The organism is Marinactinospora endophytica (assembly GCF_054780875.1).
This window is the reverse complement of record NZ_BAAGVM010000004.1, coordinates 49,219-73,462: the sequence shown is the minus strand read 5'-3', so window position 1 is coordinate 73,462 and position 24,244 is coordinate 49,219. Positions and strand designations below refer to the sequence as shown.

Here is a 24,244-nt window from a genome sequence, read left to right as displayed (position 1 = left end):
TCGGGCCGGTCCGCGGCGCCGCCGCCGTTCCACCTGCCGAGATGAGGGGCGGCCGGATTCCGTCCCGCTTCCGCGACGCCCTAGACTCGGAGCAGATCACGAGGCCGCGCGGTGGCCTGTTCCGGGTGTCCATTGGCGTCGGCTGTGCCGACCCGTTGGTGCGCGCCGCCTCCTGACCGGTTTCCACCGTCTGTACCACCCATCGAAAGGGCCCTGTCGTGAGCATGGCACGGGCGTGGCGAGGGGTCGTCGAGGAATATCGCGACCGTCTTCCCGTCACGGCGAACACCCCGGTCGTCACCCTGCTTGAGGGCGGAACGCCGCTGGTACCCGCGACGCGGGTGTCGGAGCTGACGGGGTGTGAGGTGTTCCTCAAGGTCGAGGGGCTCAACCCCACCGGCTCCTTCAAGGACCGGGGCATGACCATGGCCATCACGAAGGCGGCCGAGGACGGGGCGAAGGCCGTCATCTGCGCCTCGACCGGTAACACCAGCGCCAGCGCCGCGGCGTACGCGGTGCGCGCCGGGATGACCTGCGCGGTGCTGGTCCCGCAGGGCAAGATCGCCATGGGCAAGCTCGCCCAGGCGCTCGTGCACGGCGCGAAGCTGCTCCAGGTCGACGGCAACTTCGACGACTGCCTCGAACTGGCCCGCAAGCTCTCCGTGGACTACCCGGTGGCGCTGGTCAACTCGGTCAACCCCTACCGGCTCCAGGGACAGAAGACCGCGTCGTTCGAGATCGTCGACGCCCTCGGGGACGCCCCCGATGTCCACTGCCTGCCGGTCGGCAACGCCGGCAACATCACCGCCTACTGGATGGGCTACAAGGAGTACGCCGCCGACGGCGTGTCCACCCGCACTCCGCGCATGTTCGGTTTCCAGGCCAGTGGCGCCGCGCCGATCGTCAACGGCGAGCCGGTCCTCCAGCCGCGCACGATCGCCACGGCCATCCGCATCGGCAACCCCGCCTCCTGGCAGTACGCGGAGAAGGCGCGCGACGAGTCCGGCGGGCGTATCGACGCGGTGACCGACCGGCAGATCCTCGCGGCCTACCGGCTGCTCGCGGCCGAGGAGGGCGTGTTCGTCGAGCTGGCCTCCGCCGCCAGCGTCGCCGGCCTGATGCAGGCGGTCGAGGCCGGGCGGATCGAGCGGGGCAGCCGCGTCGTGTGTACCGTGACCGGCAATGGGCTGAAGGACCCCGACTGGGCGCTGGCCGGAGCCTCGTCGGCGACGACGGTCCCGGTCGACGCGCATGCCGCGGCGACGGCCCTCGGCCTGGCCTGACTCGTATTCCGCCCGTCGGGCGGACCCGTCCCATCCCCACCTCTCCTCCGGAGCCAGCGCATGCCCCGACCGCGCCGCACCGCGGTGCACGTCCGCACCCCGGCGACCAGTGCCAACCTCGGCCCGGGCTTTGACGCCCTGGGCCTGGCATTGGAGCTGTACGACGAGATCGAGGTCCGTCTCCGCGACGACGAGCGCGTCGTCGTCGAGGTCGACGGCGAGGGCGCGGGGGAGCTGCCCCAGGACGAGCGCCACCTCGTCGTCCGCGCGATGCGCGAGACGTTCGAGGCGGCGGGCGAGCGGCTTCCCGGCCTGGAGCTGCGTTGCCGCAACCGCATCCCGCACGGACGCGGGCTGGGATCCTCGGCCGCGGCGATCGTCGCAGGGGTGAGCGCGGCGACGACGCTGCTGGGCGGCGGCGACCCCGAGACCGGTGAACTCGACCGGGATCGGGTGTTCCAGCTCGCCGCGGACATCGAGGGACACCCTGACAACGTGGCCCCTTGTGTCCACGGAGGTTTCGCGATCGCCTGGCGCGGGGAAAAGGCGTGGCGAGTGCTGTCCGTACCGCCCTCGCCGCGGTTGCGGCCCGTGGTCTGTATCCCTGGGGAGCGTCTGTCCACCGAGCGCGCTCGTGGGCTCCTGCCGACCTCGGTTCCACACGGTGACGCGGCGTTCTCGGCGGGGCGTGCCGCGCTGCTGGTGGCGGCCGTTTCCGGTCACCCCGAGCTGTTGTTCGAGGCGACCGAGGATCGGCTGCACGAGTCCTACCGGGCACCGGCCATGCCGGCCAGTGCCGAACTCATCCGTACGCTGCGTGAGCGCGACCGCTTGGCCGCGGTCGTGTCGGGGGCCGGGCCGACCGTGCTGGTCCTCGGCCACGTTCCCGACGCTGACGTTGAGACGGACAGGGAGCGCCGTCCGGTGCAAAACAGTGATGATCTAGCGGATTCAATTCAAGAACGAACGGGTACGGGTTGGCACATACGCCCCTTAAGAATCGATCCGGCAGGGGTATGTATCAGTTCTCCCCGTTCATAGACTTGTGTCGAGGAATAGCTGTGGGCTCCGGTGATGTTAGGCTAGGTGAAGCACCAGATGCCCCAATGCGGGGCGTGTGCTCATCCGCCACAGTGTCTTCCGCGCCTTCCGCGCAAGTGGTCTCTCCGGTCTCTTCCGCGCGAGCGCTGCGCACGGTCGCCACTGTGTCGAGTTCACGGCGCACCCGTGGCTCTGCCCGGCTCATCGAGCCCTCGTTCTCCTCGCACGAGGACGACAGGAAGGTCCCCGGGCAGCACCATCGAGCCCATCGCCCCACTGTCTGGCTGTACCCAGAGCCCGCCGCGATTGGGTAAGGACCGCTTCAGCGGTTTTGCACATCCAGGTGGGGCACGCCCGACCCGGCCCCTGCCGGTTCGCACCACCGGGCTGGCCGTTAGAGCACGCAGACGGCCTCAGCCCGCTCCTTGGGAAGGACCCTTAGTGAGCGACACCACCGAACTCCACACGGACGCGGCGGTCAGTACGCACAATCCGACCGCGCCCAGTGCGGATGCCGGCGACGCCGCACCCCCGGCCGGTAAGAGCACGTCCTCGCGCTCCCGGAGCCGTTCCGGTGGCACCGGGCTGTCCGCGCTGAAGCTTCCCGAGCTCCAGCGTCTGGCGTCGAGTCTCGGTATCACGGGTACGGGGCGCATGCGCAAGAACGACATCATCTCGGCCATCGAGGCCAAGCAGGGCGGTCCGGTCGCCGCGCCGACCGTCAGATCCGCGAAGAAGGCCGATACCGCGGCTACAAGCGGTAATGTCGGTTCCACCGACGGTCCGGCTCAGAGCCGGCGTTCCAGCAGGAAGACCTCCGAGAAGGAGGGCGAGCCCGCCCAGGACGCCGTCAAGAGCGAGGCTCCGGCGGTGACCGAGACGTCGGGCGACAGCCCTGCCGAGCAGACCGACCGTTCCGAGCGGCCCGCCCGTAGCCGTCGGTCGTCCCGTAAGCGCGGGGACGACAACAGCGTCCAGCAGGCGCCGCCCGACGGCACCGAATCCTCTACCTCCGCGAGCAGCGTGACCAAGACATCCAGCACCACGCAGACCAGCGGTTCCGAGTCCAACCAGTCCGGCCAGAACGGACAGGGTGGGGGCCGCGAGCGTCAGCGCAACCGGCGCAACCGCGACGACCGCCGCGCCAACCGTGACGACAACGCCGCCGAACAGCCACGGGGCGGCGCCCAGCAGGACGGGGGCCGCGGTGGCAGCGGACCCTCCGACGACGACGACTTCGGCGGTGGCCGTCGTCGGGGCCGGCGGCGCGACCGGCGCGACCGCCGGGGCCGCGACCGCCAGGAGCCGGAGCCCGTCATCAGCGACGACGACGTGCTGCTGCCCGTCGCCGGCATCCTGGACATCCTCGACAACTACGCCTTCGTGCGCACCACCGGCTACCTGCCCGGCGCCAACGACGTCTACGTCTCCCTGGCCCAGGTCCGCAAGCACGGTCTGCGCAAGGGCGACGCGATCACCGGCGCCGTCCGTCAGCCGCGCGAGGGGGAGCGCCGCGAGAAGTTCAACGCGCTGGTCCGCCTCGACACGATCAACGGCATGGCGCCCGAGCAGGCGCGCAACCGTCCCGAGTTCTCCAAGCTCGTCCCCCTGTACCCGCAGGAGCGGCTGCGCCTGGAGACCGAGCCGAACATCCTGACGACGCGCATCATCGATTTGATCGCGCCTATCGGTAAGGGACAGCGCGGCCTCATCGTCTCCCCGCCCAAGGCGGGTAAGACGATGGTGCTCCAGGCGATCGCCAACGCGATCACCGAGAACAACCCCGAGTGCCACCTCATGGTCGTCCTCGTCGACGAGCGGCCCGAAGAGGTCACCGACATGCAGCGCACGGTCAAGGGCGAGGTCATCCCCTCCACCTTCGACCGGCCGGCCGAGGACCACACCACCGTCGCCGAGCTCGCCATCGAGCGGGCCAAGCGGCTGGTCGAGATGGGCCTGGACGTCGTGGTGCTGCTCGACTCCATCACCCGGCTGGGTCGCGCCTACAACCTCTCCGCACCGGCGAGCGGGCGCATCCTGTCCGGTGGTGTCGACTCCACGGCGCTGTACCCGCCGAAGCGCTTCTTCGGCGCCGCCCGCAACATCGAGAACGGCGGCTCCCTGACGATCCTCGCCACGGCGCTGGTCGAGACCGGCTCGCGCATGGACGAGGTCATCTTCGAGGAGTTCAAGGGCACCGGCAACATGGAGCTGAAGCTCAACCGGGGCCTGGCCGACAAGCGGATCTTCCCGTCGGTGGACGTCGAGGCGTCCAGCACCCGCAAGGAGGAGATCCTGCTGTCGAGCGGGGAGCTGAACATCATCTGGAAGCTCCGCCGCGTGCTGCACGCGCTCGACACCCAGCAGGCCCTGGAGCTGCTGTTGGAGAAGATGCGCGAGACCAAGAGCAACGCGGAGTTCCTGCTCCAGATCCAAAAGACCACGGTCGGTCCGAACGACCACTGATCGGTCCGTGTCCGAAGGCGGCCCTTCCCCGATGGGGAGGGCCGCTTTTGTTTCGTCCCAGTTCGCGAGGGCGCGCTGCTGGGGAAGGAGTGGTCCCGTCCGTCCCACGCAGTGACCGGTGACACATTTGTCGCTTTACTGGCGTGAGGAGGGCGGTCTATCGTCCCACCATCCGTGAACCCGGTCATGGCCCCACCCCCAGGGAGCACAGCGGATGGACAACCTCGCCCTGCTCGGACTGTTCGCCCTCGCCCCCATCCTCGTCGTCGGTGTGCTCCTGGTCGGCCTGCGCTGGCCGGCCGCCTACGCGATGCCCATCGGCTACCTGGTGGTGGTGGCCGTGGCGACGCTGCTCTGGGGGGTGCGCTGGCAGGTCGTCGTGGCCTCCACCATCCAGGGGCTGATCCTCGCGGTGGGGCTGCTCTACATCATCTTCGGAGCGCTGCTGCTGTTGGCGACCCTCACCAAGAGCGGCGCCATCCACACCATCCGGGCGACCTTCACCGGCATCAGCCCGGACCGCCGGGTCCAGGCGGTGATCATCGGCTGGCTGTTCGGTGGTTTCATCGAGGGGGCCTCGGGGTTCGGCACCCCGGCCGCGGTCGTCGCGCCCCTGCTGCTCGCGCTGGGTTTTCCCGCGATGGCGGCGGTGTTCGTCGGCCTGATCATCCAGAGCACCCCGGTCAGCTTCGGCGCCGTCGCGACCCCCATCCTCGTCGGTGTGAACGGCGGGCTGTCCGGCTCGGCCGAGGTGGCCGCGCGGGCCGGGGAACTGGGGGTGGCCGTTCCGGAGCTGGTGGCCCGGATCGGCTGGGAGACGGTCGTGCTGCACGCGCTCACCGGGACGGTGATCCCCGTCTTCCTCTGCTGCATGCTGTGCGGCTTCTACGGTGGGCGCCGCAGGTTCGCCGACGGCCTTGAGGTGCTGCCCTTCGCGCTGTTCGCCGGGCTGGCCCTGACGGTCCCCTCGGTGCTGTTCAACCGTTTCCTCGGGGTGGAGTTCACCTCCCTGCTCGGCGGACTGACCGGCCTGTTCATCGTGGTGGCCGCGGCCAGGCGCGGTTTCCTGATGCCCAAGACCACGTGGGACTTCCCGCCCCGAGAGGAGTGGCCCGCCCGGTGGAGCGGCCGGCTGCGGCCCGGCGACGGCGACGTCGAGGTGGGGGAGACCGGCCGCATGGGCGTGGCGCGGGCCTGGGCCCCCTACCTGATGGTCGCCGCGATCCTGGTGGCCACCCGGACCGTGCCGTGGCTGAAGGAGACGCTGTCCGCGGTGCAGGTGGGGGTGGGCGACCTGTTCGGCACCTCCATCGGTGAGGCGGTCCAGCCGCTGTACTCCCCGGGCGGCGTCTTCATCCTCGTCTGCCTCGTCACCTGCCTGCTCCACCGGATGAGCCGGGCGCGCGTCGCCGCCGCGTGGCAGATGGCCGGCGGCCAGCTCGCCGGCGCGGCGGTGGCGCTGCTGTGCGCCGTGCCGCTGGTCCGGGTGTTCATCAACAGCGGGCCGGAGTTCGGCGCGGAGATGACGGCGAGCATGCCGCTCACGCTCGCGGAGGGCGCGGCCGGGCTGGCCGGCGCCTCCTGGCCGTTGCTCGCGCCGTGGATCGGCGCGCTGGGGGCCTTCGTGGCGGGCAGCAACACCGTCTCCAACCTGATGTTCTCGCTGTTCCAGTTCTCCACCGGGGAGCGGATCGGCGTGGCACCGGAGACGGTGGTGGCGGCGCAGGCGGTCGGTGGCGCGGCGGGCAACATGGTGACCGTGCACAACGTCGTCGCGGCCTCGGCGGTGGTGGGACTGGCCGGGCGCGAGGGGGACATGATCCGCCAGACCCTCCTGCCCCTGGCCTACTACCTGGTGATGGCCGGTGCGCTGGCCTACCTGATGACCTACGGGATCGGCCTCAACCCGGGCCTGGGGGTGCTGGCGGCGCTGCTCGTGGTGCTCGCGGCGGTGGTGGTCCGGATGCGCGCCACCGCGGCCCGCTGAGCCGGCGCCCGGACAGGGACGGCTCCGACCGCCGCTTCATCGGCCACGCGCGGGGCACGCGGGGCCGCCGGCGTCCGGCCGCGGGAGGGGAGGTGGCCGGGAGAGGCCGCTGGGGGCTGATCCGAGTAGTCATTCCCGTGTTCCGTTCGCCAAAAACGGTCGTCCGTGGTGGGATTCCAGTCGATGACCAGCAAACGATGGCTCGCGCCGGCCACGGTGGGCGCGGCGGGTGTGGGAGCACTGCTTCTCGTCCAGGTGCTCCAGCCGGTCGTGTGGCCCGGTTCACCGTTCGCGGCCGGCGCCCCCACCCGTGTCGTGGCCCAGATGGTCCCCGCGCCTCCCCGGTTGTCCTCGCACGAGCGCGCCCACCTGCAACACGTGCTCGACGAGGTCGTCACCGAGGGCTCCAGCGGTGCCGTGGCCCAGCTCGTCGAGACGGGGAAGGGCGGATCCGACTCCTGGACCGGGGTGGCGGGGGTCGCCGACAGGTCGACGGGTGCGCCCGTCGATCCCGACGCGCACTTTCGCATCGCCAGCCTGTCCAAGCCCTTCGTCGCCGCCACCCTGCTCCAGCTCGTCGGGGAGGGGCGGGCGGAACTCGACGACACCGTCGAACAGCACCTGCCCGGCCTGGTCGACGGCGGCGCGCAGATCACCCTGGAGATGCTGCTCAGCCACACCAGCGGCCTGTTCAGCTACAACCGGGCCATGCCCCCCGTCGTCGAGGATCCGCTGCGCCGCTGGGAACCCGCCGAGCTCGTCGAGATCGCCGAGGAGCAGGGCCCGGTGTTCGAACCGGGCACCGACGTGGCCTACTCCAACATCAACTACGTGCTGGCCGCGCTGGTGATCGAGAGCATCACCGGCCGTCCCTACGCGCAGGAGGTGAGGGAGCGGATCATCGAACCGCTGGGGCTCACCGGGACCTCGATCCCCGAGGGGCCGGAGATGCCCGAGCCCGTCCTGCAGGCCTATCTCGCGATCCGCCCCGCGCCGGGAGCGCCCCCCGAGCCGGTCGACATCACCGAGTTCGACCCCAGCCGCTGGTACGGAACCGCGCAGATCGTCTCCACGGTCACCGACGTCAACCGCTTCTACACGGCGCTGTTCGAGGGGGAGGTCCTCGACGAGGGGATGCTGACGGAGATGCTCAAGGTCCGCGCGACCGACGAGCAGGGGGTCGGCTACGGGCTGGGCCCGCGCAGGCAGACCCTCTCCTGTGGGGTGCGGGTGTGGATGCACTCGGGCAACATCTCGGGGTACCGCACGTGGACCGTCCACACCGCGGACCGCCACGTCACCCTGTTCCAGGCCCGGTTCGCCGAGGACCCCGATCCGCCCGCCTGGAAGCTGATCGAGGCCGCGCTGTGCCCGTCGGAGCGGTCCGCGACCGCGCCCCCGGACGGTGGGCGGTCCCCGGAGCCCACCCCGGTTCCGCGCCCCTCGGAGCCCTCGCCGGAGGGCGGTTACGACCTTCCTCCGCCTCGCCGGGAATACGAGCTGGACAGTTGAGGTTTGAAGGTCTGGCAAACTGGTATATCGACCGCCGCGGTACCGGTTCACGCATGCCCGCAGCGGCCCCCCGGCCACACGGCGCACATGCGTCCGGCGACCGCACCTAGCGAGGAGATCCACGTGAAAGCCGACATCCACCCCGAGTACGTCGTCACCCAGGTGACCTGCACCTGCGGTAACACGTTCACCACCCGCAGCACCGCCACCAGCGGCACCATCCGTGCCGACATCTGCTCCGCCTGCCACCCGTTCTACACGGGCAAGCAGAAGATCATGGACACCGGTGGCCGGGTCGCCCGCTTCGAGAAGCGTTTCGGCAAGCGCAAGTAGCGCCGAGCCTCGCGGCGCCGGGCCACGCGCGGTCGCGCGTGGCCCGGCGCCGCGGCGATGGGTTCGACGGACGGCAGCGTGCCGTCCCAGGCAGGCGCAGGCCACACCACACGCTTTCGATGGGGACGAAGAAGTGAAGCTGGACGACCTTCTCGGTGAGTACTACGAGCTGGAACAGCAGCTCGCGGATCCCGCCGTGCACGCTGATCAGTCCCAGGCGCGCAGGCTGGGCAAACGCTACTCCGAGCTCACCCCCATCATCACGGCCTACCGTGAACTCCTCCAGGTCGAGAGCGACATCGAGGCCGCCGAGGAGCTCGCGACCGAGGACCCCTCCTTCGCGGAGGAGGCCAAGCAGCTCGCCGTCCAGAAGGAGGAGCTGACCGAGCGTCTGCGCCGGCTGCTCATCCCGCGCGACCCCAACGACGACAAGGACGTCATCCTTGAGGTCAAGGCCGGCGAGGGCGGTGAGGAGTCCGCCTTGTTCGCCGGCGACCTCGTCCGGATGTACCTGCGCTACTCCGAGCGGCAGGGCTGGAAGACCGAGATCATCGACGCCACCCACTCCGATCTGGGTGGCTACAAGGACATCACGATCGCGGTCAAGGCCAAGGCCGGTGCCGAGCCCGGCCGCGGTGTGTGGAACCAGCTGAAGTTCGAGGGCGGGGTCCACCGCGTGCAGCGGGTCCCGGTCACCGAGTCGCAGGGCCGCATCCACACCTCGGCGGCGGGCGTGCTCGTGGTCCCCGAGGCCGAGGAGGTCGAGGTCGAGATCCACGACAACGACCTGCGCATCGACGTCTACCGTTCCTCCGGCCCCGGCGGGCAGAGCGTCAACACCACCGACTCCGCGGTGCGCATCACCCACCTGCCCACCGGCATCGTGGTGTCGTGCCAGAACGAGAAGAGCCAGTTGCAGAACAAGGAGCAGGCCATGCGCGTGCTCCGGGCGCGGCTCCTCGCCGAAGCCCAGGCCAGCGCCGACGCCGAGGCGCAGGCCGAGCGCAAGAGCCAGGTCCGCACGGTCGACCGCTCCGAGCGGGTGCGCACCTACAACTTCCCCGAGAACCGCATCTCCGACCACCGGGTCGGCTACAAGGCCTACAACCTCGACCAGGTGCTCGACGGCGACCTGAGCGGTGTGCTCCAGGCCCTGATGGACGCGGACACCAAGGAGAGGCTGGAACAGGCGTCGTAATGAACTTCCTGCTCGACGAAGTCGCGCGGGCCACGCTGCGGCTGGCCGAAGCCGGTGTCGCCTCGCCTCGTACCGACGCCGAGGAGCTGGCGGCGTTCGTGCACGGTGTTCGTCGAGGAGAGTTGCACAACGTCCCCGACGGCGACTTCGACGCCCTGTACTGGGAGTGTGTCGCGCGGCGGGCCGCCCGGGAGCCGTTGCAGCACATCACCGGACGGGCGTTCTTCCGCTACCTGGAGCTCCAGGTCGGTCCCGGCGTGTTCGTCCCGCGCCCCGAGACCGAGATCATGGTCGGCTGGGCCATCGACACGCTGCGCGCGATGGACGTCGCCGACCCGCTGGTCGTCGACCTGGGCACCGGTTCCGGCGCCATCGCGATCTCCATCGCGCAGGAGGTGCCCCGCTCCCGCGTCCACGCCGTCGAGATCGACTCCGCGGCGCTCGCCTGGGCCCGGCGCAACATCGACTCCAGCGGGCACGCCGATCGCGTCACCGCGCACCAGGGGGACATGCGAACGGCGCTGCCCGAGTTCGACGGGCGGGTCGACCTGCTCATCAGCAACCCCCCCTACGTGCCCACGCGGGAGGCCGGACAGATCCCGCCCGAGGTGCGCAACTACGACCCGGCCCCGGCACTGTGGTCGGGGGCCGACGGCCTGGACATGATCCGCGAGCTGGAGCGGGTCGGCCGACGGTTGCTGCGCCCCGGCGGGGCCATGGCCATCGAGCACGGCGACGGCCAGGGGATCGACATTCCCCGACTGTTCCCCGAGGAACTCGGCTGGCGCGACGTGCGCAACTGCAAGGACCTCGCGCACCGCGACCGTTTCGTCGTGATGCGCCGGGCCGACGACTGACGCGCCCGCGGAGACCCGCGGTCCCCGGGACCGAGCCCCCGCCGGCGCGTCGCAGCGACGTCAAGAGCGAACAATCGGAAAGGCGGGTCATGAGCCGCAGTTACGACTGCTCCGGCGACGAGGAACGCGCGAGCGGGATCTCCGACGCGGCCTCCAGCGTGCGCAGGGGCGAGCTGGTGGTGCTACCGACGGACACGGTCTACGGCATCGGCGCCGACGCGTTCAGCCCCACCGCCGTCGCGCGCCTGCTCCAGGCGAAGGGACGGGGCAGGGACATGCCCCCGCCCGTGCTGGTCGGATCGGTGCGGGCCGCCCACGCCCTCATCGACGATCTGGGCAGCCACGGCCAGGACCTCATCGAGGAGTTCTGGCCGGGACCGCTGACGATCGTCTGCGCCGCGACACCGAGCCTGTCGTGGGACCTCGGTGACACCAAGGGGACGGTCGCGGTGCGCATGCCGATGCACCCGGTGGCGCTGGAGCTGCTGAAGGAGGTCGGCCCGATGGCGGTCAGCAGCGCGAACATCTCCGGCCGGCCGGCCGCGACGACCGCGGCCGACGCCCGGGCCCAGCTCGGCGACAGCGTCGCGGTCTACCTCGACGGCGGCCCCTGCGCGGACGACGTCCCCTCCACGATCGTGGACCTCACCTACGCGGTGCCCCGGGTCCTGCGCGACGGCGCGATCCCGATCGAGCGCCTGCGCGCGGTCTGCGGTACGGTCATCGGCACCACCGCGCCCGCGGCCAAGCCCGACCCCGAGGTTCACGACCCGGGCGCCGCTGAGGCCGCCTCCGCGGAGAAGGCGACGGAATCCGACCCGCGGGGAACCGAAGGCCGAGGAGCCGGAGGACACGAACCCAAGGCGGAGTGAACAGATCCGGCCGCCCGCCCGATGCGGGAGAAGCCGGGGCAAGCGCCCCCGAGTAGTGCTAGCGTCGGGGGCATCCTCAGACCCACCCCGTGTCACGCCGTCGATTCGGCGTGCCGGGCGCATGGAAGGCTCTCGGAAAAGCCGTGCGTGAGTACGCGCTGACGTTCATCATCGCCGTGGCGGTCACCTATCTGCTGACCCCCTTCGTCCGGCGTGCCGCGATCACCTTCGGGGCGGTCCCCCCGGTGCGCGACCGCGACGTGCACACCGAACCGATCCCACGGCTGGGCGGTATCGCGATGTACGGCGGGTTCGCCGCGGCGCTGCTGATCTCGGCGCAGCTCCCGCACCTCCAGGAGGTCTTCCTCGGGCCCACCTGGCGTGGGCTGCTCATGGCGGGGGGGCTGATCACCGTCATCGGGGTGATCGACGACCGCTGGGGGATGGACCCCATCAGCAAGCTGGCCGGTCAGATCGCGGCGGCGGGGATCCTGGTCTGGCAGGGGGTGCAGCTGCTGTGGCTGCCGTTGCCGGGCACGACCCTCATCCTCGGCCCGGAACTGGGCGCGGTCATGTCGGTGCTGCTGATCGTGGTCACCATCAACGCGGTGAACTTCGCCGACGGCCTGGACGGGCTGGCGGCCGGGATCGTGGCCATCTCGGCGTTCGCCTTCTTCGCCTACTACTACGTCGTCGCGGTCGACAAGGGGTTCGACCGCCAGTCCTATCCCGCGATGATCGCGATCATCCTGGCGGGGGTGTGCATCGGTTTCCTGATGCACAACTTCAATCCGGCGCGGGTCTTCATGGGCGACACCGGGTCGATGCTCATCGGCCTGCTCCTGGCCTCCATCACCATCACGGTGACCGGCCAGTTCGACGTCAACGCCTCCCGCGAGTTCAACGCCGGCGGCCTGGTGGTCTTCCTGCCGATCCTGCTCCCGTTGCTGGTGCTGGCGCTGCCGCTGGCCGACCTGGTGCTGGCGGTGGTCCGCCGCACCCTGGCCGGCAAGTCGCCGTTCGCCCCGGACAAGAAGCACCTGCATCACCGGCTTCTTGAGCTGGGACACTCCCACGCCCGGGCGGTCCTGCTGATGTACCTGTGGGCGGCCATCATCGCCTTCGCGTCGGTGTCCCTGTCGGTCTTCGACCAGCCGTCCATGGTCCTTGCGGTGACCACCCTGGTGGCCATCTGCGCCGTGGGACTGATCACGTTGCCCCGGCTCCAGCGCCGAAAATCCCGTTTGCAGGGGGATGCAGAGGTCACGGAACATCACAATTCATGAGCATGCCCGGAAACTCGTACAGAACAGGTGCTACGCACGGGTAAAAAGAGAGGGTGAGATGTCAAGGGCATGGAGTCCTTGGACGCGCTGGCCAGGGGTCATCGTGTCGGGCGCCGCGCCCCGGGGCCTCCCGTGAAACGACGTTACGGGATACCCCGTGCTGGCATCGGAAAACCTTGTGATAGCTTTCACGAGCAGGCAACCCCATTTTTGACCCCACCGGAGTTCACGCATGCAGGAACACGACGCCAAGGTTCTCCGCGGCGCCGCGATTCCCACTCTGATCGTCGGAGCCGGCTGTACCGCCGTGTTCTCGGCGATCTCGGGCGTGCCCGGCGCCATCGGCGCCGTGGTGGCACTCCTCTTGGTCCTCGCCTTCTTCGGGGTCAGTGGTTTCGTGGTGGCCAAGATCACCAAGCGCAACCCTGACCTTTTCATGCCGGCCACGTTGGGCGGCTTCCTCGTCAAGGCGGTCGTCCTGGCCGTCGCGCTGGTGCTGCTGCGCGGCAGCGACTCGGTGACCTGGATGGACACCACGGCCTTCGCGGCCGGCGCGCTGCTCGGCGTGATCGCCTGGCTGGCCGGGCACGTGCGTGTCATCGCCACCTCCAAGAGCCTGCACGTCGATCCCGTCCCGAGCGCGGTTTCCCCTGGTGCGGAGTCCGGGCATGAGACCACGTGATGCGCGTGACGCGCGATGTGCGATGGTCCGCGCCCCCCTCGTGCCGATCGGAGCGAGATGAGCGGGCCGCGCGAGACTCCGGGGAAGCGCCACGACCAGACCCCCGAGAACGTCGACGAGCCCAAGGTCGACGGCATGCACGTGGTCTCCCTGCTCATGTCGGGCATGATCGTGTGGGGCGGTGCGGGCTGGCTGCTGGACCGATTAACGGACCACCAGGCGCTCTTCCTGCCCATCGGACTCCTTCTCGGAATGGGCCTGGGCCTGTACATGGTCTTCCTTCGACTGCACCCGCGGTCCTAGGACCGGCCCTCTTCAGCCGCCTCGGCGCCTGGCCGGGGTTCACCGGTGCGGGCGAGGGGGCGACCGACTCCGCGGCCGCGCCGCAGACATCTCCGCAGACCGTCGCTTCCGGTCCGCTCAGAACTGACCAGATCCTCTTGATTCACGACGGAAGGGTTCGCCGTGAGTGCTGACACGCTCAACCTCGCTGCCGAGGGCGGTGGTGGTCTGTTCACACCGGGAGGCCCCGGGTTCGAGGCCCCCTCCGTCGGGATCTTTTTCCCGTCCCCGTGGGCCGACTACAACCTCCCCTACACCGGCGGCTTCAACAAGTACGTGGTCCTCCTCCTGGTGGCCACGGCCTTGGTGGCGCTGTTCCTGTGGTGGACGGCCCGCAGGCAGTCGGTGGTTCCCGGCCGCTCCCAGGGCATCGGTGAACTGACCTTCCTCTTCGTCCGCGACCAGATCTCGCGGCCGATGATGGGGGTCAAGGGCGACAAGTACATGCCCCTGCTGCTGTCGCTCTTCCTGTTCGTGTTCGCGATGAACGTCATGGGGCTCATCCCCTTCCTGCAGCTTCCGGTCACGAGCAACCTGTCCTACCCGGCGGGTCTGGCCGCGATCGTCTACATCACCTTCATCGTGGTGGGCATCCGGGCGCAGGGCGGGGTCGCCAAGTACTTCAAGGGCGCCGTGGTCCCCTCGGGCGCACCGTGGTGGATTCTGCCCATCCTCGTGCCGATCGAGATCATCTCCAACTTCCTGATCCGGCCGGCCACCCACGCCATCCGTGTGTTCGCGACCATGTTCGCCGGCCACCTGCTGCTGGCGACCTTCGCGGCCGCCGGCTGGTACATGTTCAACCCTGCCGCGGGCCCGCTGTTCGGCACCATCTCGGTGCTGTTCTCCGGTGCCTCGCTGCTGGCCTTCATCGTGTTCACCGCCTTCGAGCTGGTGATCATGTTCCTTCAGGCCTTCGTGTTCACGCTCCTCGCGGCGCTGTACATCGGCCAGGCGCAAGAGGCCCACTGATCCGGTAGGTCTCTGCGGAGATTCTTCGACTTCCACCGCCCAGCGCGCCCGACCGGGTCGCGCACGACCCAGATGGCCCCCGGGCCACGATTCTCAAGGAGAAACAATGGAAGGCAGCCTGAACGTCATCGGTTACGGCATCAGCGTCATCGGTGCCGGCATCGGTGTGGGCATCGTGTTCGGTATGGGCATGCAGGCCATCGCCCGCCAGCCCGAGGCCCGTGGCCCCCTCCAGACCAACATCTACATCGGTTTCGCCCTGATCGAGGCCCTTGCCCTGCTCGGCTTCGTTCTCGCGTTCGCCATCCAGTAGGCGTACCGGCGAAGGAAGTAGGCAACCGAACGTGAAGGGGCGCTGACCATGTTGGGCCTGGCCGCCGAAGAGAACGTTCTGCGGATCCACATCGACGAACTCGTCTTCGGCCTCATCGCCTTCGCTCTGATCTTCGGTCTGGTGTACAAGTACGCCGTTCCGCGGATCACGAAGATGCTCGACGAGCGCGCCGACTCTATCGAAGGCGGTATCGAGCGGGCGAAGAACGCCGAGGCTGAAGCCGAGGAACTGCGGCAGCAGTACAAGGAAAAGCTGGAAGAGGCACATCGGTCCTACGCAGCCGAGCTGCAGAAGGCCGGTGAGCAGCGTGCCGCCATCATCGCGGAGGCGAAGGAGGAGGCCCAGGTCGAGGCGCGTCGCATCATCGAGGCGGCGCACGCTCAGATCGAGGCCGACCGCCAGCAGGCGCTCCAGCAGCTCCGCACCGAGATCGGCGCGCTGTCCACGGACCTCGCCACCCGTATCGTGGGCGAGACCCTCAGCGACAGCGCCGCCCAGAGCCGGGTCATCGACCGGTTCCTGGACGAGCTGGAGCAGGGCGCCACCGCTCAGCAGCAGGCTGAGGTGCGCTGATGCGGGGGGCCAGCCGAGTCTCGCTGGAAGAGGTGACGCGGCGCCTCGAGGCCGTGCTGTCGTCGTCCGACCCCGCCGCGCTGGGACGCGAGCTCTTCGAGGTCGTGTCGCTCCTTGAGCGGGAGCACTCCCTGCGGCGGTGGCTGGCCGACCCGGCCAACGCTTCTGAGAGCAAGTCCGGGCTGATCGGCCGGCTGCTGGAGAACAAGGTGTCGCCGACCACGGTCATCGTGGTCAGTGACATCGTCCAGGCCAGGTGGTCGAAGGCCCGCGACATGGTCGAGGCGACGGAGCGGGCCGCCGTGTTCGCCACGGCGGCCGGGGCCGAGGGGACACAGCGCCTCGGTGAACTGGAAGACGAGCTCTTCCGGTTCGGCCGGATCGTGGAGGCGCAGCCGGAGCTGCGCTCCGCGCTCACCCGCGAGGGTGTCGCCGACGAGCACAAGCGGACGCTGGTCGCCGACCTGCTGTCGGGCAAGGCGGCCCCGGCGACGATCACCCTGGTCACCCAGGCCGTGATCCGTCCCCGGGGACGTACCCTGGAGCAGGCGATCGACCACTTCGGGCAGTTGGTGGCCGAGCGTGCCAAGCGCTATGTGGCCGTGGTGCGCACGGCCGTCCCGCTGAGCCAGGCTCAGCAGGACCGGCTTCAGGACGTGCTCACCCGTCTGTACGGGCGGGCGATCCACCTGAACATCGACATCGACCCGCAGATCGTGGGTGGGCTCTCCATCCGCGTGGGCGACGAGGTCATCGACGGCACGGTCGCCGGGCGACTCGCCGAGGTGCGACGGCGCCTGGCCGGCTGAACGAGACGATCCGCAACCGCAAGACGCACGGCGCCGGGGACGCGGCGCCAACGAGAGCAAGGACATACGTGAGATGGCGGAGCTGACGATCCGACCGGAGGAAATCCGGGACGCGCTGCAGCGTTTCGTCCAGTCGTACGAGCCTGACGCCGCCGCACGCGAGGAGATCGGAACCGTCACCTACTCCGGTGACGGGATCGCCCGCGTCGGTGGCCTTCCCTCGGCGATGGCGAACGAGCTGCTGGAATTCGAGGACGGCACGCTGGGCCTGGCCCTCAACCTGGAGATCGGCGAGATCGGTGTCGTCGTCCTGGGTGACTTCACCAGCATCGAAGAGGGCCAGACGGTGCGCCGCACCGGCCAGGTGCTCTCCGTTCCCGTGGGCGACGCCTACCTCGGCCGTGTGGTCGACCCCCTCGGCCGCCCGATCGACGGTCAGGGCGAGATCATCGCGTCCGGCCGTCGCGAGCTGGAGCTGCAGGCCCCCAACGTCATGCAGCGTCAGCCGGTCGGCGAGCCGCTGCAGACCGGTATCAAGGCGATCGACTCGATGACGCCGATCGGCCGTGGCCAGCGCCAGCTGATCATCGGTGACCGGCAGACCGGCAAGACCGCGGTCTGCATCGACACGATCATCAACCAGAAGGCCAACTGGGAGTCCGGCGACCCGACCAAGCAGGTGCGCTGCATCTACGTCGCGGTCGGCCAGAAGGGCTCCACGATCGCCAGCGTGCGCGGCGCCCTTGAGGAGGCCGGCGCGATGGAGTACACCACCATCGTCGCCGCCCCGGCGTCCGACCCCGCGGGTTACAAGTACATCGCCCCCTACGCCGGTTCGGCCATCGGCCAGCACTGGATGTACGAGGGCAAGCACGTCCTGATCGTCTTCGACGACCTGACCAAGCAGGCCGAGGCCTACCGCGCGGTGTCGCTGCTGCTGCGCCGCCCGCCGGGCCGCGAGGCCTACCCCGGTGACGTCTTCTACCTGCACTCCCGCCTCCTGGAGCGCTGCGCCAAGCTCTCCGACGAGATGGGCGCCGGTTCGATGACGGGTCTGCCGATCATCGAGACCAAGGCGGGTGACGTCTCGGCCTACATCCCGACCAACGTCATCTCCATCACCGACGGCCAGGTCTTCCTCGAGGCCGACCTGTTCAACCAGGGTCAGCGTCCGGCGATCAACGTCGGTGTGTCGGTGTCGCGTGTCGGTGGCGCCGCGCAGACCAAGGCGATGAAGAAGGTCACCGGTTCGCTGCGTCTGGGCCTGGCCCAGTACCGCGAGCTGGAGGCGTTCGCCGCGTTCGGTTCCGACCTGGACGCCGTCTCCAAGGCGCAGCTGGACCGCGGTGCGCGGCTCTACGAGCTGCTCAAGCAGGGCCAGTACTCCCCCTTCCCGATGGAGAAGGAGGTCGTCTCGATCTGGGCCGGCACCACCGGCAAGCTCGACGACGTTCCGGTGGAGGACGTGCGCCGCTTCGAGGAGGGCTTCCTGGACTTCCTCAGCCGTGAGCACTCCAAGCTCCTCGACAGCATCCGCGAGAGCGGCAAGTTCGAGGACGAGACCGCGCAGGCGCTCGAAGAGGCCGTCGTGGAGTTCAAGCGGACGTTCCAGACCAGCTCCGGCAGCATCCTCGGCAGCGAGGACGAGGCCGAGGCCCTGGAGGCGGACAAGGTCGGCCAGGAGACCATCAAGGTAGCCAAGACCGGCGGGAAGTAGCCCATGGGAGCACAGCTTCGCGTCTATCGCCGGAGGATCCGCTCGACGAAGTCGATGGCGAAGATCACCCGCGCGATGGAGCTCATCGCCGCGACGCGCATCACCAAGGCGCAGCGGGCGGTCGAGGCCGCGGGCCCCTACGCGCGCGAGATCACCCGGGCCGTCTCGGCGGTCGCCGGGCGGGTGAGCGATCACCCGCTGCTCACGGCGGCCGAGAACCCGACCCGGGCCGCGATCCTCGTCGTGACCTCGGACAAGGGGCTCGCGGGCGCCTACACCGCCAACGCCATCAAGGAGGCCGACTCCCTCGCCCAGCTCCTCAAGGAGCAGGGGAAGGAAGTCGTCACCTACATGGTGGGCCGCAAGGGCGTCGCGTTCTACAAGTTCCGGGAACGGCCGCTGGCGCAGGCGTGGGAGAACATCACCGAACGCCCCGCCTACGCCGACGCCCAGGAGATCGGCGGCATCCTGATGGACAGGTTCATCCAGGACACCGCCGAGGGCGGTGTGGACGAGATCCACATCGTCTCCACCGAGTTCGTCTCGATGCTGACACAGCGGGCGGCCTCCCACCGGGTGCTGCCCCTGGAGATCGAAGAGGTCGACGCCGAGGAGCTCGAGCGGCAGCAGGGCGGTCCCCTGCCGCTGTACGAGTTCGAGCCCTCGCCGGAGGAGGCGCTGGACCGGCTGCTTCCCCAGTACGTGACGAACCGGATCTACTTCGCGCTCCTGGAGTCCGCGGCCTCCCAGCAGGCGTCGCGCCGTGCCGCGATGAAGGCGGCCACGGACAACGCCGAAGAGCTTGCGAAGACCTTGACCCGCCAGGCCAACCAGGCCCGCCAGGCGGAAATCACCAACGAGATCAGCGAGATCGTCGGCGGCGCCGACGCGCTCGCTGCTGCCAGCGCGGGGAGTGAGTAAGAGAAGTGACTGCGACTGTTGAAGGGACGGCCGCGACCGGTAACGCCACGGGCCGCATCGCCCGGGTCACCGGCCCGGTCGTCGACGTGGAGTTCCCCGCCGGCTCCCTGCCGGCGATCTACAACGCGCTCAAGACCGAGGTCACCTTCGGTGGTGAGACTCGGACGGTGACGCTGGAGGTCGCCCAGCACCTCGGTGACAACCTGGCGCGTACCATCAGCCTCCAGGCGCAGGACGGTCTGGTCCGCGGCGCCGAGGTCGTCGACACCGGCGAGCCGATCAGCGTCCCGGTCGGCGACGTCGTCAAGGGCCACGTGTTCAACACGCTGGGCGAGTCCCTGGACGTCCCCACCTCGGACCTGAAGGTCACCGAGCGTTGGCCGATCCACCGTCCGGCCCCGGCCTTCGACCAGCTTGAGTCGAAGACCGAGATGATGGTCACCGGCATCAAGGTCATCGACCTGCTCACCCCGTACGTGCGCGGTGGCAAGATCGGCCTGTTCGGTGGCGCGGGTGTGGGCAAGACGGTGCTCATCCAGGAGATGATCACCCGTATCGCCCGCAACTTCGGTGGCGTGTCGGTCTTCGCGGGTGTCGGTGAGCGTACCCGTGAGGGCACCGACCTCTTCCTGGAGATGGGCGAGATGGAGGTCCTCCCGGACACCGCTCTCGTCTTCGGCCAGATGGACGAGCCCCCGGGCACCCGTCTGCGGGTCGCCCTGTCCGCTCTGACGATGGCGGAGTACTTCCGCGACGTCCAGAAGCAGGACGTGCTGCTGTTCATCGACAACATCTTCCGGTTCACCCAGGCCGGTTCCGAGGTCTCCACGCTGCTGGGCCGTATGCCCTCCGCGGTGGGCTACCAGCCGAACCTGGCCGACGAGATGGGTCTGCTCCAGGAGCGCATCACCTCGACCCGTGGCCACTCGATCACCTCGATGCAGGCGATCTACGTGCCCGCGGACGACTACACCGACCCGGCCCCGGCGACCACGTTCGCCCACCTCGACGCGACGACCGAGCTCTCCCGCCCGATCTCGCAGAAGGGTATCTACCCGGCGGTGGACCCGCTGGCCTCGACCTCGCGCATCCTCGACCCGCAGTACGTGGGCCAGGAGCACTACGACGTCGCCCAGCGGGTGAAGGAGATCCTGCAGCGCAACAACGACCTGCAGGACCAGATCGCCATTCTCGGTATCGACGAGCTGTCCGAAGAGGACAAGATCATCGTCAACCGGGCGCGGCGCCTGGAGCGCTTCCTGTCGCAGAACATGTTCGTCGCCGAGAAGTTCACCGGCAACCCGGGTGTGTTCGTGCCGCTGGAGGAGACCATCGCCTCCTTCAAGGCGCTGTGCGACGGCGAGTACGACCACCTTCCCGAGCAGGCGTTCCTCGACGTCGGCAACATCGAGATGGCCGTCGAGAAGGCCAAGACGCTGCAGGGCTGATTCCGGTGGGAACCGGTGCCGGTGAAAGACCGGCACCGGTTCCTCCGGATCGGGCCCTCTACCGGAGGAGTTTGTGGCAGTGTCGAAGAAGCTTTTCGTCGAGCTCGTCTCGCCCGAGCGTGAGCTGTGGGCGGGCGAGGGCGACATGGTGATCGCCAAGACGGTCGAGGGCGAGATCGGCATCCAGCCGGGGCACGTCCCGGTGCTCGCCCTCCTCGCGCCGGGCGCGCTCGTGCGGATCCTGGGCGCGCGTGAGAGCGGCGAGGTCCGGGCCGCGGTGCACGGCGGGTTCATCTCCGTCTCCACCGACAACCGGGTCTCGATCCTGGCCGAGGTCGCCGAGCTGGCCGAGGACGTCGACGTCCAGCGGGCTCGCGCCGCACTGGACGAGACCGTCGCCGGTGGGGTCAAGCCCGAGGACGAGGAAGCGATCAACCGGATGAACCGGGCACGCAGCCGGCTGCGGGCTGCCGGAGAGGCCGCGTAGAACGGCCCTGAGTAGGGCGGAGCAGAGTGGGGGAGCCGCTGTCCAGCGAAGCGCTGTTCCTGATCGTCGAACGGCTGTTTCTCGCGCTGCTCGTTGTGTCCCTGCTGGCGCTCGTCGCGGTTGTCGCGCGCCGCTTCCTGCTGGAACGCGGGGGCGCGGTCGAGTGCTACCTACGTCGCGCGGTGGGACCCCACCGAGCCTGGCGCATCGGATGCGGACGCTACGGCAGCGACGAGCTGAGTTGGTATCGCATCTTCTCCTTGTGGCCGCGGCCGGCAGCAGAGCTGCCGCGCCGCGGCCTCGTCGTCATGGGGCGGCGTTCACCGACACCCGAGGACCTGGCCGAGCTGACCGGGGATCTCGTCGTCATCGAGGTGGGCTGGGCCGAGCCCGACGGTTCGGATCCGAAGGAGCCCGTGTACGAGCTCGCCATGGGCGAGGGCGCGTTGACCGGTTTTCTGTCCTGGCTGGAGTCCATGCCCCCCGGCACCATCTGGCAGTCCTGAGCCGCCTTCGGCCCCGTTCCGCGGCGTCCACCGGGTTCTCGGCGGAGATCGACCGGGCCGCGGGCGCGGACGTAGCCTGGGAACATGATCGTCGCATTTTCCGTCACGCCCATGGGGGTCGGCGAGTCCGTGGCCCCCGCTGTTGCCCGAGCCGTCCGCGTCGTCCGCGACAGCGGCCTGCCCAACCGCACCGACGCGATGTTCACCAGCATCGAGGGTGAGTGGGACGAGGTGATGGACGTCGTCAAACGCGCGGTCGAGGCCGCGGGCGAGGGGGCCGGAAGGGTCAGCCTGGTGTTGAAGGCCGACATCCGCGAAGGCGTCACCGATGGATTGACCAGCAAGGTCGAGGCCGTCGAGGCCGAACTGCGCGAGGCCGACGGCTCCTGACCTCCGCGCCCGGCCCCGCCTGCGGGGCCGGGCGCGAACCTCAGCGCCGGCCGCCCGGCAGCCAGAGCACGTCATCCCCGCCGCTGACCACCCGGCACAGGATGAACAGCAGGTCCGACAGGCGGTTGAGGTAGCGCGCCGTCAGCGGGTTGACGTCGTCGCCGTGCGCCTGGATCGCCGCCCAGGCGCTGCGTTCGGCCCGGCGGGTGACCACCCGCGCGTTGTGCATCAGGGCCGTTGCGGGCGAACCACCGGGCAGGATGAAGCTGCGCAGCGTCGGCAGGTCGGCGTTGTAGGTGTCGCAGTCCTCCTCCAGGCGGGTGATGTAATCCTCGTCGATGCGCAGGGGAGGGAATTCGGCGCCCGGATCGGAGGCCAGGGGCCGGGCCAGGTCGGCGCCGACGTCGAACAGCTCGTTTTGGACCCGGCCGAGGACGGCGCGCACGTCGTCGGGCACCTCACCGAGCGCGAGGGCCATGCCGATGGCCGCGTTGGCCTCCTCGGCGTCGGCGTAGGCGGCCAACCGGGGGTCGGTCTTGGAGGTACGGCTCATGTCGCCCAGGGCGGTACCGCCGTCATCACCGGTGCGGGTGTAGATCTTGGAGAGTACGACCGGCTTGTCGGGATCCCGTTTCGTCATGGGGTCACCCTACGGCCGGGAGCCCTCGGCCCGGCGTCCGCCCGAGCCGAGGGCTCCCGCGCATTCCCGGCGGGATCAGCTGGGCAGGCCGAGCCGCCGGTAGCGGGCGTGGCGCGCGGCCATGCGGTCGGCCGCGTCGCGGTGCAGCAGCCCGGTCAGCTCGTGCCGCAGCACCGCGGCCATCCTGCGGCAGAACTCCTCGGGCTCGTCGGCGGCGTCGTCGTGCTCGGCGACGATCCGGTCCACGATGCCGTTGGCGTGGAGTTCCACCGACCGCACCCCCTGGCGTTCGGCGAGTTCGGGAGCGCGTTCCACGGTGCGGTGCACGATGGCGCTGGCGCCTTCGGGGGGCAGCGGCGACAGCCAGGCGTGCTGGGCGCACACCACCCGGTCGGCGGGGACCAGGGCGAGCGCGCCGCCGCCGGTGCCCTGCCCGAGGAGGACCGACACGGTGGGCGCGTCCAGGGTGACCAGTTCGGCGAGACAACGGGCGATCTGCCCGGCCATGCCGCGCTCCTCGGCCTCCTTGGACAGCGCCGCGCCGGGCGTGTCGATCACCGTGACCAGTGGCAACCGCAGTTCCCGGGCGATGCGCATGCCCCGCCGCGCCTCGCGCAGCGCGGCCGGCCCCAGCGGACGCTCGACGCTTTGGCGGAGGCGGTCCTGGCCGAGCAGCACGCAGGGCGCCCCGCCGAAACGGGCCAGGGCGAGCAGCAGCCCGGGGTCGAGCTCGCCGTCGCCGGTGCCGTTCAGGGGCACGACGTCGGTCGCGCCGTAGCGCAGGAGCTTGCGGACGCCGGGCCGATCGGGCCGGCGTGACCGGGTGATCGACTCCCAGGCCGGCACGTCGGGGATGGGCTCGTCCTCGGGGGCGGGGGGAGCCGGGGGCAGGCCCTCGGAGCGGGCGAGCAGCACGTTGAAGGTGCGTTCGGCGATCGCCGGGACCTCCTCGGGCTCCAAGACCGCGTCCACCAGCCCGCGCCGGTAGAGGTTCTCGGCGACCTGCACCCCCTCGGGGAAGGGCTTGTCGTACAGCGCCTCGTAGACGCGGGGGCCGAGGAATCCGATGAGCGCGCCCGGCTCGGCGACCGTGACGTGGCCCTGGGAGCCCCACGAGGCCAGCACGCCACCGGTCGTGGGATGACGCAGGTAGACGAGGTAGGGCAGGCCCGCGGCCTTGTGGGCCGCGATTGCCGCGGAGATCTTCACCATCGCCAGGAAGGCGAGGGTCCCCTCCTGCATGCGGGTGCCGCCGGAGGCGGGCGCGCCCAGCAGGGGCAGCCGCTCGGCGGTGGCCCGTTCGATGGCGCTGACCAGCCTTTCGGCCGCGGCCACCCCGATGGATCCCGCCAGGAAGGAGAACTCGCAGGCGATGACGGCGACCCGGCGACCGCGCATCCGTCCCTCGCCGGTGACCACGGCCTCGTCGCAGCCGCTGCGCTCGCGGGCCGCGGCGAGTTCGGCGGCGTAGGCGGGGTCGGGGTCCACGTCGATCGGGGCGCTGTCCCAGGACACGAACGTCCCCGGGTCCAAGGTACGGTCCAGGAGTTCGCGGACGCTGTACTTGCGGCTCATGGGTGCGGTCCTT

General features: G+C 69.8%; 24 protein-coding genes. 22 read left to right on the top strand and 2 right to left on the bottom strand.

Going from position 1 to position 24,244, the window contains the following annotated elements:
* Positions 1–224 precede the first annotated feature (224 nt).
* From thrC to ACYVHU_RS09190, 22 genes are all read left to right on the top strand, one after another.
* On the top strand, positions 225–1,283 hold the full coding sequence (gene thrC / locus ACYVHU_RS09295) for a threonine synthase (protein WP_498948218.1): 1,059 nt from the start codon (positions 225–227) through the stop codon (positions 1,281–1,283).
* Between the two features lie 60 nt (positions 1,284–1,343).
* Positions 1,344–2,324, top strand: coding sequence for a homoserine kinase (gene thrB, locus ACYVHU_RS09290; protein ID WP_078761466.1), 981 nt, complete (start codon positions 1,344–1,346; stop codon positions 2,322–2,324).
* A gap of 441 nt (positions 2,325–2,765) precedes the next feature.
* Positions 2,766–4,790, top strand: coding sequence for a transcription termination factor Rho (gene rho / locus ACYVHU_RS09285; RefSeq protein ID WP_078761465.1), 2,025 nt, complete (start codon positions 2,766–2,768; stop codon positions 4,788–4,790).
* A 214-nt stretch (positions 4,791–5,004) separates the two neighbouring features.
* Complete coding sequence (locus ACYVHU_RS09280; protein WP_498948109.1) at positions 5,005–6,777, top strand: L-lactate permease; 1,773 nt, start codon at positions 5,005–5,007, stop codon at positions 6,775–6,777.
* A 183-nt stretch (positions 6,778–6,960) separates the two neighbouring features.
* Entirely contained in the window at positions 6,961–8,289 is a 1,329-nt protein-coding gene (locus tag ACYVHU_RS09275; RefSeq protein ID WP_498948108.1) for a serine hydrolase domain-containing protein, read from the top strand.
* 123 nt (positions 8,290–8,412) lie between these two features.
* The gene (gene rpmE / locus ACYVHU_RS09270; protein WP_078761460.1) at positions 8,413–8,622 is read left to right on the top strand and encodes a 50S ribosomal protein L31; all 210 of its coding nucleotides are present in this window, start codon (positions 8,413–8,415) and stop codon (positions 8,620–8,622) included.
* 133 nt (positions 8,623–8,755) lie between these two features.
* The gene (gene prfA / locus ACYVHU_RS09265; RefSeq protein ID WP_078761459.1) at positions 8,756–9,820 is read left to right on the top strand and encodes a peptide chain release factor 1; all 1,065 of its coding nucleotides are present in this window, start codon (positions 8,756–8,758) and stop codon (positions 9,818–9,820) included.
* On the top strand, positions 9,820–10,677 hold the full coding sequence (gene prmC / locus ACYVHU_RS09260) for a peptide chain release factor N(5)-glutamine methyltransferase (protein WP_078761458.1): 858 nt from the start codon (positions 9,820–9,822) through the stop codon (positions 10,675–10,677). Before prfA ends, prmC begins: the two co-directional genes overlap by 1 nt.
* A gap of 89 nt (positions 10,678–10,766) precedes the next feature.
* The gene (locus ACYVHU_RS09255; protein WP_432936643.1) at positions 10,767–11,549 is read left to right on the top strand and encodes an L-threonylcarbamoyladenylate synthase; all 783 of its coding nucleotides are present in this window, start codon (positions 10,767–10,769) and stop codon (positions 11,547–11,549) included.
* A 143-nt stretch (positions 11,550–11,692) separates the two neighbouring features.
* A complete protein-coding gene (locus ACYVHU_RS09250) occupies positions 11,693–12,835 on the top strand; it encodes a glycosyltransferase family 4 protein (RefSeq protein WP_078761455.1) in 1,143 nt (380 codons plus the stop codon).
* Between the two features lie 232 nt (positions 12,836–13,067).
* Positions 13,068–13,517 (top strand): Cg1360 family ATP-synthase-associated protein, encoded by a 450-nt coding sequence (locus ACYVHU_RS09245; protein ID WP_078761454.1) that lies wholly within the window; start codon positions 13,068–13,070, stop codon positions 13,515–13,517.
* 57 nt (positions 13,518–13,574) lie between these two features.
* Positions 13,575–13,820 (top strand): AtpZ/AtpI family protein, encoded by a 246-nt coding sequence (locus ACYVHU_RS09240; protein ID WP_078761452.1) that lies wholly within the window; start codon positions 13,575–13,577, stop codon positions 13,818–13,820.
* 162 nt (positions 13,821–13,982) lie between these two features.
* Positions 13,983–14,831, top strand: a complete 849-nt coding sequence (atpB, locus tag ACYVHU_RS09235; RefSeq protein WP_078761451.1) for a F0F1 ATP synthase subunit A — start codon at positions 13,983–13,985, stop codon at positions 14,829–14,831.
* Positions 14,832–14,937: 106 nt separating this feature from the next.
* On the top strand, positions 14,938–15,144 hold the full coding sequence (gene atpE, locus ACYVHU_RS09230) for an ATP synthase F0 subunit C (protein WP_078761450.1): 207 nt from the start codon (positions 14,938–14,940) through the stop codon (positions 15,142–15,144).
* A gap of 48 nt (positions 15,145–15,192) precedes the next feature.
* Entirely contained in the window at positions 15,193–15,738 is a 546-nt protein-coding gene (locus ACYVHU_RS09225; RefSeq protein WP_078761449.1) for a F0F1 ATP synthase subunit B, read from the top strand.
* Positions 15,738–16,547, top strand: coding sequence for a F0F1 ATP synthase subunit delta (locus ACYVHU_RS09220; RefSeq protein ID WP_078761448.1), 810 nt, complete (start codon positions 15,738–15,740; stop codon positions 16,545–16,547). Before ACYVHU_RS09225 ends, ACYVHU_RS09220 begins: the two co-directional genes overlap by 1 nt.
* Before the next feature lie 73 nt (positions 16,548–16,620).
* Positions 16,621–18,264, top strand: coding sequence for a F0F1 ATP synthase subunit alpha (atpA, locus tag ACYVHU_RS09215; RefSeq protein ID WP_078761447.1), 1,644 nt, complete (start codon positions 16,621–16,623; stop codon positions 18,262–18,264).
* Positions 18,265–18,267: 3 nt separating this feature from the next.
* Entirely contained in the window at positions 18,268–19,185 is a 918-nt protein-coding gene (locus tag ACYVHU_RS09210) for a F0F1 ATP synthase subunit gamma (protein ID WP_078761446.1), read from the top strand.
* A gap of 5 nt (positions 19,186–19,190) precedes the next feature.
* The gene (gene atpD, locus ACYVHU_RS09205) at positions 19,191–20,633 is read left to right on the top strand and encodes a F0F1 ATP synthase subunit beta (RefSeq protein ID WP_078761445.1); all 1,443 of its coding nucleotides are present in this window, start codon (positions 19,191–19,193) and stop codon (positions 20,631–20,633) included.
* A 79-nt stretch (positions 20,634–20,712) separates the two neighbouring features.
* Positions 20,713–21,120 carry a F0F1 ATP synthase subunit epsilon gene (locus ACYVHU_RS09200; RefSeq protein ID WP_078761444.1) on the top strand — a complete coding sequence of 136 codons (408 nt, stop codon included), beginning with the start codon at positions 20,713–20,715 and terminating at the stop codon, positions 21,118–21,120.
* A gap of 26 nt (positions 21,121–21,146) precedes the next feature.
* A complete protein-coding gene (locus tag ACYVHU_RS09195; RefSeq protein ID WP_078761443.1) occupies positions 21,147–21,626 on the top strand; it encodes a DUF2550 domain-containing protein in 480 nt (159 codons plus the stop codon).
* 84 nt (positions 21,627–21,710) lie between these two features.
* A complete protein-coding gene (locus ACYVHU_RS09190; RefSeq protein WP_078761442.1) occupies positions 21,711–22,016 on the top strand; it encodes an MTH1187 family thiamine-binding protein in 306 nt (101 codons plus the stop codon).
* Positions 22,017–22,056: 40 nt separating this feature from the next.
* On the opposite strand, the gene ACYVHU_RS09185 is transcribed toward ACYVHU_RS09190, so the two are convergent.
* Both ACYVHU_RS09185 and ACYVHU_RS09180 read right to left on the bottom strand, forming a co-directional pair.
* Complete coding sequence (locus ACYVHU_RS09185) at positions 22,057–22,656, bottom strand: ATP:cob(I)alamin adenosyltransferase (protein WP_498948107.1); 600 nt, start codon at positions 22,654–22,656, stop codon at positions 22,057–22,059.
* Between the two features lie 75 nt (positions 22,657–22,731).
* A complete protein-coding gene (locus ACYVHU_RS09180) occupies positions 22,732–24,231 on the bottom strand; it encodes a carboxyl transferase domain-containing protein (protein ID WP_078761440.1) in 1,500 nt (499 codons plus the stop codon).
* Positions 24,232–24,244 lie beyond the last annotated feature (13 nt).

Excerpts from the sequence above, each read along its gene's own strand:
- ACYVHU_RS09275 (WP_498948108.1), top strand. The coding sequence starts at position 6,961 with ATGACCAGCAAACGATGGCTCGCGCCGGCCACGGTGGGCGCGGCGGGT.
- ACYVHU_RS09220 (WP_078761448.1), top strand. The coding sequence starts at position 15,738 with ATGCGGGGGGCCAGCCGAGTCTCGCTGGAAGAGGTGACGCGGCGCCTC.
- ACYVHU_RS09240 (WP_078761452.1), top strand. The coding sequence starts at position 13,575 with ATGAGCGGGCCGCGCGAGACTCCGGGGAAGCGCCACGACCAGACCCCC.
- atpE (WP_078761450.1), top strand. The coding sequence starts at position 14,938 with ATGGAAGGCAGCCTGAACGTCATCGGTTACGGCATCAGCGTCATCGGT.
- ACYVHU_RS09255 (WP_432936643.1), top strand. The coding sequence starts at position 10,767 with ATGAGCCGCAGTTACGACTGCTCCGGCGACGAGGAACGCGCGAGCGGG.
- ACYVHU_RS09180 (WP_078761440.1), bottom strand. The coding sequence starts at position 24,231 with ATGAGCCGCAAGTACAGCGTCCGCGAACTCCTGGACCGTACCTTGGAC.
- ACYVHU_RS09185 (WP_498948107.1), bottom strand. The coding sequence starts at position 22,656 with ATGACGAAACGGGATCCCGACAAGCCGGTCGTACTCTCCAAGATCTAC.
- thrB (WP_078761466.1), top strand. The coding sequence starts at position 1,344 with ATGCCCCGACCGCGCCGCACCGCGGTGCACGTCCGCACCCCGGCGACC.
- prmC (WP_078761458.1), top strand. The coding sequence starts at position 9,820 with ATGAACTTCCTGCTCGACGAAGTCGCGCGGGCCACGCTGCGGCTGGCC.
- thrC (WP_498948218.1), top strand. The coding sequence starts at position 225 with ATGGCACGGGCGTGGCGAGGGGTCGTCGAGGAATATCGCGACCGTCTT.
- ACYVHU_RS09190 (WP_078761442.1), top strand. The coding sequence starts at position 21,711 with ATGATCGTCGCATTTTCCGTCACGCCCATGGGGGTCGGCGAGTCCGTG.
- ACYVHU_RS09245 (WP_078761454.1), top strand. The coding sequence starts at position 13,068 with ATGCAGGAACACGACGCCAAGGTTCTCCGCGGCGCCGCGATTCCCACT.
- ACYVHU_RS09280 (WP_498948109.1), top strand. The coding sequence starts at position 5,005 with ATGGACAACCTCGCCCTGCTCGGACTGTTCGCCCTCGCCCCCATCCTC.
- atpA (WP_078761447.1), top strand. The coding sequence starts at position 16,621 with ATGGCGGAGCTGACGATCCGACCGGAGGAAATCCGGGACGCGCTGCAG.
- ACYVHU_RS09210 (WP_078761446.1), top strand. The coding sequence starts at position 18,268 with ATGGGAGCACAGCTTCGCGTCTATCGCCGGAGGATCCGCTCGACGAAG.
- ACYVHU_RS09225 (WP_078761449.1), top strand. The coding sequence starts at position 15,193 with ATGTTGGGCCTGGCCGCCGAAGAGAACGTTCTGCGGATCCACATCGAC.